Below are 14,458 nucleotides of genomic sequence, written 5' to 3' on the forward strand. Positions count from 1 at the left end.
GCGTTCGGCGCGGCCGGGCCAGGATCGCAGGTCACCGGCGCCGCCGCCAGTGAGTTGATCTTCGAGGCGGTCAGGATGTGCCGTCAATGAGCCGGACCGTGCCGAGAATCTTCCGCACGGTCGGCTCGGGCACCTCGTCGGCGACGCCGCGGCCCCCGACGAACGTCCAGGAGAGTGTCTCCCCCGCCGGATTCTCGAAGGCGAACGCGGTCGCCTTGCCGTCGTGGGTGCAACGGCCCGTCCCGTCGACGCCGGTCGAGGTCGCCGTCGCCACGCTCCCGGTGAGACCGGACTTCGTGGTGAACGGCTTCGCGGCCCCGGTGGTGATCTTGTCCTTCGCCGGCTGGGCGTAGCTGCCGTAGACCCACAGGCGGGCGTTCTCCCGGGCCGCCTCCGCGGTGTCGCGGGCGTCGGGCTCGGCCCGGGAGCCCACGGAGGCCAGCGGGGTGTCCTCCTGGATGCCGTTGCCGTCGTCGTCGGACCGGCACCACTTCTCCTTGAGGATCGCCGGGGCGGCGAATCCGACGAGCGGGGTCTCCTCGGGGTCGCCGTTCTCCGCGACGTACGTCACCCAGCCGGACGACTTCACCGCCCAGTCCACCGGCACGTCGAAGGCGATGCCGCGCTTGGGGTTGATCACCGTCTTCCAGCCGGGCACGAGGGGCGCGGACTCGGCTCCGTCCCGGGCCTCCCCCGGGGACGCGGACGGCGGGACGGTGTCCGTCCCGGTGGGCCCCGCGGCCGGCTTTCCGTCGTCCCCGTCGCCGCCGAGCACCAGGAATCCGGTGATCCCGGCGGCCAGCACGACGGCGGTGGCCGCGACGACGGCGATGACCGAGCTACGGCGGCTACCGCCACCGGACGGGGACGGCGACGGGGACGGGGCCGGGCCGGGGTGCCCGGTCCAGGTCGCGCCTCCCCCGGGAGCGGGCGGCTGTCCCGCGTACGGCTGCCATGGTCCCTGCTGCTGGTGATCGCCCCCGGGCGACTGCTGTCCGTTCCCCATGGAGATCACCCTATGCCGGGCTGTTCGACGATTCGAACAGCCCGGCGTCCCAAGAGTCTGCGTACGCCGCGGAACGGGGCGCCACCTGCGTACGGACCGTTTCGTGCCACCCGCTCAGGGCACCGGAATCCGATCTTCCCTTTGCGGCCGGAGCGGGACCGGAGTGGAATTGCGTACAGGGGACAGTGGTATTCGGTACTCCCGGAGACTCCCGGAGGAAAGGACGCGCCATGAGCGACACCGACTGGGGGGACGACGTCTACCAGCCCCAGGAACCCGAGGCTTCCGACCCCGCCGAGCAGCTCGGCGCGGAGGACACGCTCATGGACCCGTCCGGCACCGGCGATCCGCTGGACGAGGGCTACGCGCCCCCGGACCGCCCGTGGGTGGTCGAGGGGCTCGGCACCACGGCCAACGAGCGGCACACCGGCGAATCCCTCGAAACACGGCTGACGAGGGAGGTTCCCGAGCCTGACGGCTCTCTCGGCGACGGTGTGGGCGATCTCGTGGACGGCGACGGCGAGCCCTGGGACAACGAGGTGGGCGTCGCCCGCGCCGGGCGGCTGACCCAGCAGGCGGAGGGCACCGTCCCGGCCACCCTCACCGCCAGCGACGTGGGCATCGACGGGGCGGCGGCGTCGGCCGAGGAGGCCGCGATGCATGTGATCCCCGAGCCGGGGGACGACGACGCGCTCCTGGAGCCCTCGCCGGTCCCGGGCGCCTCCGGGACCGATTCCGCCACCGGTGGCACGGCGGCCTCGCCCTCTCCCTAGCCCTCGCCCTGAGCGGGCCGTCGGCGAGCGCCCGCCCCTGAACGCGGCTGTCCCCGCGCCCGTACTCCCCTGGCGTACCCACCGGCGTACTCCCTGACGTACCCGCCCGCGTACTCCCCGGCGTACTTCTCCGGCCGCAGCGCGGCGCCCGAAGCGCGGCACCCGTAGCGCAGCGGCGTACGCACCCACCGCCCTCGGACCCCCAGGAGCACACAGATGAGCGGCACCGCTCAGATCGGCGTCACCGGACTCGCGGTCATGGGCCGCAACCTCGCCCGGAACTTCGCCCGCAACGGCTTCACCGTCGCCCTGCACAACCGCACCACGTCCCGGACCGACGCCCTGGTCGAGGAGTTCGGCGACGAGGGAACGTTCGTCGCGGCGCGCACGCCCGAGGAGTTCGTCGCCGCGCTGGAGCGCCCCCGGCGCCTGGTGATCATGGTGAAGGCGGGGGATCCCACCGACGCGGTGATCCAGGAGTTCGCGCCGCTGCTGGAGGAGGGCGACGTCATCATCGACGGCGGGAACGCCCACTTCGAGGACACCCGCCGCCGCGAGAAGGAGCTGCGCGAGCGCGGGATCCACTTCGTCGGGGTGGGCATCTCCGGCGGCGAGGAGGGCGCGCTGAACGGGCCCAGCATCATGCCGGGCGGCTCGGCGGAGTCCTACGCGTCGCTGGGCCCGATGCTGGAGAGGATCGCCGCGCAGGCGAAGGACGGCACGCCGTGCACCGCGCACATCGGCCCGGACGGCGCGGGTCACTTCGTGAAGATGGTCCACAACGGCATCGAGTACGCGGACATGCAGCTGATCGCCGAGGCGTACGACCTGCTGCGCTCCGTCGCCGGGTACTCCCCCGCGCGGATCGCCGACGTCTTCCGTACGTGGAACACCGGCCGGCTCGACTCGTACCTGATCGAGATCACGGCGGAGGTCCTGGCCCACACGGACGCGGCGACCGGGAAGCCGTTCGTCGACATCGTGCAGGACCGGGCGGAGCAGAAGGGCACCGGGCGCTGGACCGTACAGATCGCGCTCGATCTCGGGGTTCCGGTGTCGGGGATCGCCGAGGCGGTCTTCGCCCGGTCGCTCTCCGGCCACGCCGATCTGCGGGAGGCGGCGCGCGGCCTGCCGGGGCCCACGCCCGAGCCGCTCGACGAGGCGGCAGCGGCGGCGTTCGCGGACCAGGTGGAGCAGGCCCTGTACGCCTCCAAGATCGTCTCGTACACGCAGGGGTTCCACCAGATCAGGGCGGGCAGCGAGGCCTACGACTGGGACATCGACCTCGGCTCCGTGGCGGCGATCTGGCGGGCGGGCTGCATCATCCGGGCGGCGTTCCTCGACCGCATCCGCGCCGCGTACGACAGCCGGCCCGATCTGGTCAGCCTGCTCTCCGACAAGGAGTTCGGGCAGGAGATCGGCGCGGCGCAGGAGGACTGGCGGGCGGTGGTGGCCGAGGCCGTACGCCAGGGCGTGCCGACGCCGGGCTTCGCCGCCGCGCTCGCGTACTACGACGGGCTGCGCGCGGACCGGCTGCCCGCGGCGCTCACCCAGGGCCAGCGAGACTTCTTCGGGGCGCACACCTACCGGCGTACGGACCGGGAGGGTTCGTTCCACACGCTCTGGGGCGGCGACCGGTCCGAGGTCGAGGCGGGCTGACGCGGCACGACGACCGGTACGAGGCCGAGGCGGGCTGGCCCCGGCACGACCGGCCCGAGGCCGAAGGGCAGGCTGGCCCCGACACGACCGGCCCCAGGCCGAAGGGCGGGCTGACCCGACACGACCGGCCCCAGGCTGAGACGGGCTGCCCGCCACGACCGGTCCCCGGCCCGAGGCGGGCTGACCCGGCCGGGCGCTCCCGGCGTGCGGGCGGGGGCGGGGCGTGGGTTAGTGGCTGCGAGCCCTGTTCACCGTCGTACTGGAGTGAGCGCATGCCCGACGCCGTCCCCGATCCCGTCTCCGTACAGCCCGTCGTGGCGCCGTTGACCAACGCGGCGCTGATCCTGGTCGGCACGATCGAGCCGGGCGGCGAGAGCGCGGTACGGGACGTGCTGCCGGATCTCGCGGCCGTGGCCCGGTCGCTCGGCTTCCGGTTCCCTGACTCCGATCTCGCCTGTGTGGCGGGGTTCGGCTCCAGCGCCTGGGACCGGCTGTTCGCCGGGCCGCGCCCCGCTCAGCTCCACCCGTTCCCGGAGCTGCGGGGTCCGCTCCACCACGCGCCGGCGACCCCCGGCGACGTGCTGCTGCACATCCGGGCCGAGCGGATGGACGTCTGCTACGCGTGGGCGGCCCAGCTGCTCGACAAGCTCGGCGGTGCCCTGCGGATCGTGGACGAGACGCACGGCTTCCGCTACCTCGACCACCGGGACCTGCTCGGCTTCGTGGACGGTACGGAGAACCCGGTCGGCGACGACGCCCGTGCGGCGGCGCTGGTCGGCGCGGACGAGGACCCGGACTTCGAGGGCGGCAGCTACGTCGTCGTACAGAAATACCTGCACGACCTGACGTCCTGGAACGCGCTCTCCGTGGAGGAGCAGGAGCGTGTCATCGGCCGCACCAAGCTGGACGACGTGGAGTTCCCGGACGAGGAGAAGCCCGCCGACTCCCACATCAAGCTCAACACCATCACCGACCCGGACGGCACCGAGCGCGACATCCTGCGGGCGAACATGCCGTTCGGGAGCTTCGGGAAGGGCGAGTTCGGTACGTACTTCATCGGGTACGCCGCCGATCCCGACGTGACCGAGCGCATGCTCCGCAACATGTTCCTCGGCGACCCGCCCGGTACGCACGACCGCATCCTCGACTTCTCCACCGCGGTCACGGGCTCCCTCTTCTTCGCCCCCCGCGCCGACTTCCTGGACTCCCCGCCGCCCCCGCCCTCCCTGACCCGCTCCGGGGACCGGCCGGAACCGGTCTCCGTACCGGCCCGGCCGGAGCCGGCGCCCGACCCCGTCCGGCAGGAGCCGGTCCCGGCCGGTTCCGACCACGGTTCGCTGCGCATCGGCAGCCTGCAAGAAAGTGCCCAGTGATGAACAATCTGCACCGCGAACTCGCACCGGTCACCCCGTCCGCCTGGGACGAGATCGAGGAGGAGGCCCGGCGCACCTTCCGCCGCCATGTGGCCGGCCGCCGGGTCGTCGACGTGTCCGATCCGGACGGTCCGACGCTGGCCGCCGTGGGCGACGGCCATCTGCGCGACATCGATCCGCCCACCCCGGACGTGGTGGCACGGTCCCGTACATCGATGCCGGTCATCGAGTGGCGGGTGCCGTTCACGGTGAGCCGCCAGGCCGTGGACGACGTGGAGCGCGGCTCCGCCGACAGCGACTGGCAGCCGGTCAAGGACGCGGCACGCACGTGTGCGTTCGCCGAGGACATGGCGATCATCGACGGGTACGGGGCGGCCGGGATCACCGGGCTGCGGGACGGCTCCTCGCACGAACCGCTGCCGCTGCCCGCCGACGCGCGGGACTATCCGGTGGCGGTCAGCCAGGCCGTGACCCGGCTGCGGCTGGCCGGGGTCGACGGACCGTACCGGCTGCTGCTCGGCGCGGACGCGTTCACCGAGGCGGCCGAGACCTCGGACCACGGGTATCCGGTCAAGACCCACCTGAGCCGGCTGGTGGACGACGAGATCCTGTGGGCGCCCGCGGTCAAGGGCGGGGTGCTGCTGTCGACGCGGGGCGGGGACTTCGAACTCTGCCTGGGCCAGGACCTGTCGATCGGCTACGCGGACCACGACGCCACCAGCATCCACCTCTACTTCCACCAGGCGTTCACCTTCCGGATGCTGACGCCGGAGGCCGTGGTCGGCCTGATCGCCTGACCGCTTCCGGTCGAGCCGAGTCGAAGACCTGGGGGCAGCGATCAGGGACTCTGGCCGTATGACGCAGACGACTTCCGCACACCACGCAGGCGGCACCGCCGCAGCGCCCGCCGCCCCCGCACGCTATGACGCCGTCGTCCGGGCGGCGGTCGGGCAGGGGCTGCTGGGCGAGAGCGACCCGGTCGCCGGATTCATCGACACGGAGGGGGTACGCGCCTCCGTCGGGGCCCTGCACGACGCGTTCGCCGCCACGCCCGGGGTGCTGCACACCTTCGCGGCCAAGGCCTGCTCCCTCATCCCGGTGCTGAGGCTGCTGGCCGACAGCGGCATGGGGTGCGAGGTGGCGAGCCCCGGCGAACTGCGCCTGGCCCTGGAGGCCGGGTTCCCCGCGTCCCGCATCGTCCTGGACTCCCCCGCCAAGACCCGCGAGGAGATCCGGCTGGCGCTCGCCCTCGGCGTCGCCGTCAACGCCGACAGCCTCGCTGAACTGCGCCGCATCGACGCCCTCCGGAACCCGAGCACCTCCTCGGTGCTCGGGCTGCGGGTCAATCCCCAGGTGGGCGGTGGCTCGATCGGGCCGATGAGCACGGCGACGGACACCTCGAAGTTCGGGGTGGCCCTGTGCGACCCGGGGGCCCGCGAGGCGATCGTGGAGGCCTTCCGGGCACGGCCGTGGCTGACCCGGCTGCACGCCCATGTGGGTTCCCAGGGCTGCCCGTTGGAGCTGATCGCGGCCGGGGTGGCCCGGACGTACGAGCTGGCCGAGGAGATCAACGCCGCGCTGGGCGTCCGGCAGATCACGAGCCTGGACATCGGCGGCGGGCTCCCGGTCAACTTCGTGGACGAGACCGTGCGCCCCACCTACGCGGACTACGTTGCGGCGCTGACGGCCGCCGCCCCCGGGCTCTTCTCCGGCCGCTATGCGCTGGTCACGGAGTTCGGCCGGTCGCTGCTGGCGAAGAACGGGTTCATCGGGGCCCGGGTGGAGTACACGAAGGACGCCGGAGGCCGCCGGATCGCGCTCACCCACGCGGGGGCGCAGACGGCCACCCGTACCGTCCTGATGCCCGACGCCTGGCCGCTGCGGATCGGCGCGTTCGGCCCGGACGGCACGCCCAAGGACGGTCCGCTGCTGGCGCAGGACATCGCGGGTCCTTGCTGCTTCGCGGGGGACGTGGTGGCGTACGGCAGGGAGCTGCCGGAGCTGGCCGAGGACGATGTGGTGGTGCTGTACGACACGGGGGCGTACTACTTCTCCACCCCGTGGGCGTACAACAGCCTGCCCCGCCCGGCGGTGTACGGATTCCGGGTGGCGGGGCCCGCGGGGGCGGTGACGTTCGCGACGGTGCGGGGGCCGCAGTCGTTGGACTCGATCGCGGCGGAGAGCGGGCTCGCGCACGCGGACGCCCTGATGGAGCGGAACGACTGAGCGGGCGGCACGGACGGGGCCGAGGCGCCCCGGGCGACGCGCCCGCCGTCCATCGCCCGAGGAGCCCCCGGGTAGCGACGCTCGTCGCCGCCCGGGGCCCCTCCGGTCACGTCCCGGCCGGCTGCGGCTCAGGCTCCGGATCCGGTACGGGGTCCGGGCTGGGACCCGGCGGCTGCGGGATCGGGTCCGGTGCGGGACCGGGCGGCATCGGCCCGGGCCCCGGCGGCACGGGAGGCGGACTGGGCACCGGCGTGGGCGGGCCCGGCACGGGCGGAGGGGTCGGCGAGGGCGGTACGGGGTCGGGGTACGGGTGGGTCATCGCGATCCTCCACAACGGCACGAAAAGGACAGATGGAGCTTTCCTCCACCGTCTCCCGGTGCGGCTGCCCGCGCCTGCCGAGTCCACACATGCGCCCGGTGACCGCGGTGCGCACGGGCACAGGTGCGGGGCGCTGCGGAGTGGGCAGACTCCGGGCACGACGCCCGGACCGCCCGGATCCAGGACCGTCGCCGCCACTGCGAAAGGTGACCCCATGCCCCTGCCGAGTGTTCTCGCCGTCCACGCCCATCCGGACGACGAGGCCCTGTTCTGCGGAGGTGTCCTGGCCCAGCACGCAGTGGCCGGGGCCCGTACGGCGGTGGTCACGGCGACCTGGGCGGAGGGGACGCACCGGGTCGGCGAGCTCGCCCGGGCCCTGGACGCCCTGGGCGCGGGCGCACCGCGGCTGCTCGGCTACGCGGACGCCCGCGTACCGGAGTCGGCCCCGGGAAGGCCCCGGCTCCTGGACGCACCGCTGGACGAGGCCGTGGCGGCCCTGGTGGGCCACATCCGTGACGTACGCCCGGAGATCGTGATCACGACGGACGCCTACGGGGGCATGACCGGCCACCCGGACCACGTCCACACCCACCGGGTCACCGCACTGGCGGTACGGGCCGCCGGACTCCCCGCGTTCCGCCCAAGCGCCGGCATCCCCTGGCAGCCGAGCGCCCTCTACCTGGCCACGCACCCCCGCTCGGCGGGCCTCGCGCTGGGCGAACGGCTTGCCAGGTCGGGCACCCCGGCCGAGGCGCTGTACTGCTCGGAGGACGCCTGGATCACCACGACCGTCGACGTACGCCCGTGGCTTCCGCAGAAGCTGGCCGCGATCCTCGCACACCGCAGCGAGGTGGAACGAGGAGCGGCACCGGGCCGGATCGCCGCGCTGCCGCCGGCCGTTCAGCGCGAGGTGCTGGGCACCGAGTGGTACATCCGGGAGGACCTGGGGCGGCGGGGCGATTCGGCCACGGAACTGAGCGCGTGACCGGGTGCGACCCGCGACGGGTTCCACGCCCGGCTGCCGCCACGGGATCCACCCCGGGCGGCCACCACGGGCTCCGCCCCGGGCCGACACCACGAGCCCCGGGCCGGGCCGGTCAGAACAGCTCGGGGTGGTTCCTGAGCTGGCGCTCCGCTTCCTGGACGAGCTCGGCCGACGCCTCGGGCGCCTCGTCGGGGTGGCGCTTCGCCCACTTGGCCGCGTACGGGCACAGGGGAACGGCGGGGACTCCCTCGCGGGCGGCCATCGCGTAGAACTCCCGTACGAGCGCGCCCGCGATGCCCTTGCCCTCGTGCTCGGGCCGGACGACGGTGTGGACGGCCACGAGCGCACCGGGAGCCGGGTCCATGACGAAGTACGCGATGGTCCCGGCCGACTCACCGCCCTCGTACGCCACGAGGTTGCCGTGCTCCCGGTCGTCCCTGATCTCCACAGCAGCGTTCTCCGCCATCGGCCTGTGCCCTCTCGTCAGCCCTTGTCCCTGTCCCTGTCCCTGGGCGCGGACGGCGCTACCGCCCGCCCGCGACGACGGCCTGCGGGCTCCGCTCCGTACCGCTTCCGGGGACCGGCGCCGACGCGTCGGTGCCGAGCTCCACGATCCGGTTGTCCGCGTCCACGTGCACGACCCGCGGCACGAGGGCCCGGGCCTCCGCGTCGTCGACCTGCGCGTAGCTGATCAGGATGACCAGGTCACCGGGGTGCACGAGGTGTGCGGCCGCGCCGTTGATCCCGATGACACCGGAGCCGCGCTCGCCCTCGATGACGTACGTCTCCAGGCGGGCGCCGTTGTCGATGTCAACGATATGGACCAGCTCACCGGGCAGCAGGTCGGCGGCCTCCATCAGAGCGGCGTCGACCGTCACGGACCCGACGTAGTGCAGGTCGGCCTGGGTGACGGTGGCCCGGTGAATCTTGGACTTGAATATCGTACGTATCATTGAGGTACTCCTGCGCATAGGCTCCCTGCCTGCGTTTTTGCAGGTCAAGGGCTGTCCGCTCACCTTACAACGAGTCGCGTGTTCGAGCAGCGTTCCCCAGGTTTTTCAGGACTCATGCTGACCACTTGCTGAGTTTCCTGACCATCCGTCAGGCAGGACTCGGAAGGCCCCCAAGCCCTACTGCGACGACTCCGCAGCTCCTCCGTCAGCATCCGCGATCATCGCCGCACATCAAGCCGACGACGAGCGTCTGCCTCCCATGCCCGCGGAAGGGCCTTGCCAGCACATGGGAGCTCGACGCGGCGCGGCAATCTAGCAGCCAACCACAGGCCAGCAAAGCCGCCAATTCTCACGACCATGGCTACGGCCCGCCACCAACCCTTCGGAGTAGCACAAAGCGGGCGCCCATCACCCTTCGAGATCTGGCTGGAACCGAACGTCAACACAACGATCGGTTTGGAAACCAGCCTCAAGAGGAGCCTTCTTGTCTACGGAAGCGCAGTCGTACCCCGGCGAAAGCCGCACGAACAACGACCGATCACCCAAAACCCAATCTATCGAGCCTGTACTCATAGACACCAGCGAAGTCGCCACTCTGCTCAGCATGTCGACGAGCTGGGTCTACAGGGAGGCGTCAAAACTTGGCTTGAAGGGCTACAAACTCGGCCGAGGCAGGAACGCCAAGGTGCTGTACAAGAGGGCCGAGGTGTTCAAATGGCTGGAGCAGCAAAAGATCCATTAGCGCTTCCCTCTACTCAGGACCCGCCCACTGCCCTCTAATCATCTCCACACCAGAGATTCTTCACGTGCACGCATCGGAGCAACTGAAGCGAATGAAAATTCCGCCTTACTCCGCAGGGGAAGCGGACAGCCGGAAGGGCCGCCAGATCCAAGCGATACTAACCTTGCCGCCCAATACTCCAGCCGGAGTTCGTGATCTTGCCGGTGATGTGACAGGCGCTCCAGCTGGCCGTTGATTCACCCAGCCGCTCCGGGTACCCGGAGCGGCTGGGTGAATCAGGGCGCCTGCGTGGGGGCCTCAGTCTCTTGTACGCCGGGGCACCGCGTGGGCTAGATCACGAGGTACGAAGCCTACGGCGGCACCCGTGGTTGCGCTCCGCGCTGGAGGAACACGGGGCCAGCTACGTGCTGGCCATCGCCTGCTCGGCTCAAGCGACCACCGGTGCGGGAAGGTGCGCGCGGATGCCCCGGCCTCAAAGGTGCCTCGGGCGGCCTGGCGGAAAGGGCCACCGTCGGCCCGCGGCCTCAGCTCAGTCCCTGCCTGCACGAGGAGTCAGACTCCTTCAGTAGAGCGGGGATCAAAGCGTGCGAGCCGGCTGACGACGGACCCGCGGCCAACCGTGCGGATTCGGCGCGTTCGGTTGCGGTCCCGTTCATCCGGGCCCACAGCTCGCACGATATCGGAGCCAAATGCAATTCAGACCTTGTAGAAGAAGGCTTCACCAAGCAGAAAGGCCCGGTAGCTGTTGGTAGTGGGCACGGAAGGCCAATAAGTTTCTTCGACCTTAAGCTCCCTCTCGTGCATTCGCAGGTAGTGCGGTTCATCCCCACGCGCCTCGATCCGTGCGTATTTGTGAGCGATCGGCAGAACATAGTCAATGGCGGGCGGAAATCGACTGAGGCGATCCCCGTCTTCACGACGGGGCTTCGGTTCGGGCACGGGCCGGGGCGGGATTAGATTCGCGAGGTGTTCCAGAGCGACACCAGGGTTCAACGCCCGCTCCGCACGTTTGACGGCTCCTGTCGTGAACCCCCCTGCCGCGTAGAGGATGCCGCGGGCAGCACCTAGGTCGAGCAACTTACCGATGAACTCATCGACAGTACCGATCGAGACACGTCGACCGTAGCACTTGGCTTCAATGACAACACTCAGCTTCTGCCCTGCGACAGAGCCCACGGCCAGTGCATCGAGCTGACGCGGCACGCCGCTCATCACACCGACTCGTATCTCGTTGTGCGTGATCGATGCGTTGGCGTCCAGCGCCATTACGAGTGCGGCCACTCGCTTCTCATACGCCAGCCAGAAGGCAGCGTCGGCGGGCTTCCTCTTCTTGATCCGCCCGTTCACAGCATTGGTCATTCCGGAATCCTAGCGCCGTCCACGTATGCCGATTTGAAGATCACCATCGCGGGCCGTCCCAAGTCATTGCCGGTCCACACGCGTACGGGCGATCGCGCCTACGGCTACTGGCGGGGCGATGACGCGCCGCGTAGGACACCGCCGAGCGCGTCAGCTGTCCTCTCCGCCGCGCCCAAGGCACTCAGCCTTGGCAGCGGAGTCCGACCAGGAGCCGACGCCACGAGGGGCTGTTGCTGGGCGACCGATTCTGAGGACGTTGTCGCCTGCCCGGCGAGCTCACTGCCATCCTCGCGACGATGCCGGTCACCCAGCTCCCGGATGATCCAGCTAGGGCGCGTATTGGGTTGTGATCAATGGGTGGCCCGAGTGCGCCGGTCGCTATGGTGGTGGGGTGATCACACGGATTGAGGTGTTGGAGCGGGCCGCCGCAGGAGACGGAGCGCTTCCACTTCTCACGCTGGACGAGTTCTTCGCCGACAACGAGCAGCAGGAATCAGTCGCGCCCAACCAGTGGGGGTACGGGCGCCCGCCGCTCCAGACGATCCATCAGCGCTTGTCCGTTCTTCAAGAGGCAGCTGATGTGGCTTGGATGCGAGTCCAGTTGCACGAGGAGATGTTCGACAGCGATTTTCCCGACATTTCGGCTGAAGCGGTCGCCATCTGCACAAGCGCCGCAGCGGACGAGATTGAACGGCGCCTGGACGCCGAACTCTTGCAGAGCAGCGGCATCATCGAAGGACTTGTCTACCCCTCTGACTGGTTCGCAGAGATACCTGCCGTTCCAGAGCGGCACCATCTCCTGTCACTTGTGTGGGACTAACGACCCCGTGCACGGTAAGTCGTGTACGAGGTCGGTCGGTTGCATATTGGATGGTGATTCAAGGTGTGGTCCGGGCGAGGTCTTTGATCCAGATCATCGAGGCTCGTAGGTGGAGGCCGGTGAGATAGCTGTCCGGGGTCTTGCCGTATCGGGTCGCGATGCCTCGCCAGGACTTGAGTTTGTTGATCAGGCGCTCGACGGTGTTCTTCTCGTTGTAGAAGGCGGCGTCGTGACTGACGGGTCGACCACCCCCGGAGCCCTTCTTCTTCCGGTTGGCGGCCTGGCCCTTCTTCTCCGGGACCACTGCCTTGATACCGCGTCTTCGCAGGTGGACCCGGTTACCGCGGGACGAGTAGGCCTTGTCTCCGCCCATCGCGTCCGGCCGGGTGTGGGCACGGCCGACGGGCCCGCGAACCCGTAACTTCTTGAGCACCGGGATGAACTGCGGACTGTCCGCGGCCTGGCCCGCGGTCAGCACGAACGCCAGCGGGCGGCACTTGCGGTCGGCGGCCAGATGGACCTTGCTGGCCTGTCCGCCCCTGGAGCGTCCGAGGAGAGCGGCCTTCAGACGGACTCTCCGCCGGCGCCGGATACGTCGTCGCTCCTCCCGCTCGGGATCTGCTGTGAGATCCTGCCCGCTTTGTTCCTTGAGGCTGCCCCCTTTGACCTGGCCTTCTCCTCCTCTGCGGCAGCCTTCTCCAACGCAGTGATGGCGTCCTCGCTCAGGTGCATCCCAGCGGCATCGTGGTGTGCCCGCACGGTGGTGTAGTCGATACTGACCAGGGACAGGCCCACCTCGCCCCGCTTCGCCGCTCCCGCGATCAGGCCCTCCAGCAGGGCCTCGAAGACGCCAGCGTCACGCCACTGCCGGAAGCGGTTATGCACGGTCGACCAGGCGCCGAACTCCCGCGGCATCTCCCGCCACTGCCCGCCGGTCCCGAACCGCCAGATCATACCCTCGAACTGCTGCCGGAGCCGCTCGCGATACGGGCCGTACCTACCGATCAGCAGATACGGCCCGATGAACTCCCACTCTGCGTCCGTCAGTTGCACCCGCGTCATGAAAACGATCTACCAGACGAGGCCCCGCCGCGAGAGCGAATCCCGCAGATTGATCACGACTCGATTCGCGCCCTAGGCGACTCCTCGTCGGCACAGACTGGCCCGAAGGCTTGCGTGACGATCCGTCTGGTCAGTCTCAGTACGACAGGTGCCCATGACCGGCGGCGGAGCATATGCGTGTCCAGACACGTCGCGGCGGGCAAGTTTCCCGTTCCCCGATGGCTGGCCTGTCCACACGCATCTGACTGCCCCCTCGAGGTCCGGCTGGTCACGATGCGTCTTCGTTACTCTCCCCCATTGCCTGGGTCTCGAAGCTGACGCTTCCTCCGCGCAGCGGGGTCGTCCAACTGCCCGTGTCCGGGAGGTCGAAGAAGGCTGCGCGCTGGTGGCTCAGAAGAACTGACAGACTCTCGCCTCCCCACCACCCTGCGGTCGGAGAAGCCCACAGGGAAAGCTCGTGAGGATTTCATCGCGGTTGCCCCCGGGGCCCGGCGCAGGATGCCGGCACATCTCACGGGGAACCCACCGTCAGCCCGCGAGTACCGCACGCCCAGTGCAGCCGCAATCGGGCACCAATCTGTCGACGGCACGGGTAGAGGACCGCTTCGTTGTTGGCAGGAGACACAGGAGCAGGGAACCCTCGGCAGGGAGGACCGTAGCGTCGGCCAACGTTGGGCTCTGCCGGCCAGCATGCCGAGAGCTCCCGCATGCGCGGAGGTGCCACTTCAGAGAAGTGACTGGACTGGACGAACAAGGGCTCGACGCACACGCATCTTCGGCTTGGCGAAATCTGCGGCCCGCTGCCCCTCTGGTGAAACGTGCCTGCGGCCCCGGGTACACCCAGCTATTCTTGGGCGTGCTTGATCGCGTCCAGCACAATGTGGGCGATGTGATCGTCAGTCAGGCCGTACTGGATCTCACGAGCCTCCCGGCGCGTCGTCACGATACGGGAGTTGCGGAGGATCCGTAGATGCTGGGAGACGAGCGGCTGACTCACTCCAAGTGCGGCAACCAATTCGTGAACGTACTTCTGTCCCTTCGACAACTCGCGGACGATGCCGAGGCGCACAGGTGAGGCCAGCGCCCTGAGGAGTTCGCTGGCCGCCTGCAATGTTCGTATCGGCTCGTCCGTCGGAGAAGGAAGGGTTGCCATATGCGCATATTAGCATGTGACAATCATT

Annotated in this window: 13 protein-coding genes and 2 pseudogenes; 9 read left to right on the forward strand and 6 right to left on the reverse strand. The window is 69.8% G+C overall.

The window, feature by feature from the left end:
• Positions 1-70: 70 nt before the first annotated feature.
• On the reverse strand, positions 71-1,006 hold the full coding sequence (locus A3Q37_RS00935) for a hypothetical protein (RefSeq protein WP_065476118.1): 936 nt from the start codon (positions 1,004-1,006) through the stop codon (positions 71-73).
• 230 nt (positions 1,007-1,236) lie between these two features.
• Between A3Q37_RS00935 and A3Q37_RS00940 the strand changes: the two genes are divergently transcribed.
• From A3Q37_RS00940 to A3Q37_RS00965, 6 genes are all read left to right on the forward strand, one after another.
• A complete protein-coding gene (locus A3Q37_RS00940) occupies positions 1,237-1,779 on the forward strand; it encodes a DUF5709 domain-containing protein (RefSeq protein WP_065476120.1) in 543 nt (180 codons plus the stop codon).
• 216 nt (positions 1,780-1,995) lie between these two features.
• Positions 1,996-3,438, forward strand: coding sequence for an NADP-dependent phosphogluconate dehydrogenase (gene gndA / locus A3Q37_RS00945; protein WP_065476122.1), 1,443 nt, complete (start codon positions 1,996-1,998; stop codon positions 3,436-3,438).
• 272 nt (positions 3,439-3,710) lie between these two features.
• Positions 3,711-4,811: a Dyp-type peroxidase gene (locus tag A3Q37_RS00950; protein ID WP_065476125.1), complete on the forward strand. Its 1,101-nt coding sequence runs from the start codon at positions 3,711-3,713 to the stop codon at positions 4,809-4,811.
• Complete coding sequence (locus tag A3Q37_RS00955) at positions 4,811-5,608, forward strand: family 1 encapsulin nanocompartment shell protein (protein ID WP_065476128.1); 798 nt, start codon at positions 4,811-4,813, stop codon at positions 5,606-5,608. The genes A3Q37_RS00950 and A3Q37_RS00955 overlap by 1 nt, the downstream gene beginning before the upstream one ends.
• 58 nt (positions 5,609-5,666) lie before the next feature.
• Positions 5,667-7,037: a diaminopimelate decarboxylase gene (locus A3Q37_RS00960; protein ID WP_065476131.1), complete on the forward strand. Its 1,371-nt coding sequence runs from the start codon at positions 5,667-5,669 to the stop codon at positions 7,035-7,037.
• 533 nt (positions 7,038-7,570) lie between these two features.
• A complete protein-coding gene (locus A3Q37_RS00965) occupies positions 7,571-8,341 on the forward strand; it encodes a PIG-L family deacetylase (RefSeq protein ID WP_065476134.1) in 771 nt (256 codons plus the stop codon).
• A 112-nt stretch (positions 8,342-8,453) separates the two neighbouring features.
• On the opposite strand, the gene A3Q37_RS00970 is transcribed toward A3Q37_RS00965, so the two are convergent.
• Positions 8,454-8,807: a GNAT family N-acetyltransferase gene (locus A3Q37_RS00970; RefSeq protein WP_065476138.1), complete on the reverse strand. Its 354-nt coding sequence runs from the start codon at positions 8,805-8,807 to the stop codon at positions 8,454-8,456.
• Between the two features lie 58 nt (positions 8,808-8,865).
• A complete protein-coding gene (gene panD, locus A3Q37_RS00975; RefSeq protein WP_065476142.1) occupies positions 8,866-9,294 on the reverse strand; it encodes an aspartate 1-decarboxylase in 429 nt (142 codons plus the stop codon).
• 484 nt (positions 9,295-9,778) lie between these two features.
• Between panD and A3Q37_RS35170 the strand changes: the two genes are divergently transcribed.
• Both A3Q37_RS35170 and A3Q37_RS37535 read left to right on the forward strand, forming a co-directional pair.
• Positions 9,779-10,036 carry a helix-turn-helix domain-containing protein gene (locus tag A3Q37_RS35170; RefSeq protein ID WP_079137590.1) on the forward strand — a complete coding sequence of 86 codons (258 nt, stop codon included), beginning with the start codon at positions 9,779-9,781 and terminating at the stop codon, positions 10,034-10,036.
• A gap of 345 nt (positions 10,037-10,381) precedes the next feature.
• Positions 10,382-10,538: pseudogene (locus A3Q37_RS37535) on the forward strand (IS701 family transposase); the annotation flags it as partial.
• Positions 10,539-10,732: 194 nt separating this feature from the next.
• Here A3Q37_RS37535 and A3Q37_RS35175 read toward each other — a convergent pair.
• Positions 10,733-11,395, reverse strand: a complete 663-nt coding sequence (locus A3Q37_RS35175; RefSeq protein WP_079137591.1) for a restriction endonuclease — start codon at positions 11,393-11,395, stop codon at positions 10,733-10,735.
• Positions 11,396-11,786: 391 nt separating this feature from the next.
• Here A3Q37_RS35175 and A3Q37_RS00980 point away from each other — a divergent pair, with 391 nt between their 5' ends.
• On the forward strand, positions 11,787-12,215 hold the full coding sequence (locus tag A3Q37_RS00980; RefSeq protein ID WP_065476147.1) for a hypothetical protein: 429 nt from the start codon (positions 11,787-11,789) through the stop codon (positions 12,213-12,215).
• Positions 12,216-12,273: 58 nt separating this feature from the next.
• Here the strand turns inward: A3Q37_RS00980 and A3Q37_RS35180 are convergent.
• Positions 12,274-13,277: pseudogene (locus A3Q37_RS35180) on the reverse strand (IS5 family transposase).
• Positions 13,278-14,121: 844 nt separating this feature from the next.
• Positions 14,122-14,430 (reverse strand): helix-turn-helix transcriptional regulator, encoded by a 309-nt coding sequence (locus A3Q37_RS00995; protein ID WP_065476155.1) that lies wholly within the window; start codon positions 14,428-14,430, stop codon positions 14,122-14,124.
• Positions 14,431-14,458 lie beyond the last annotated feature (28 nt).

Source organism: Streptomyces sp. PTY087I2 (assembly GCF_001687325.1).
Classification (GTDB): domain Bacteria; phylum Actinomycetota; class Actinomycetes; order Streptomycetales; family Streptomycetaceae; genus Streptomyces.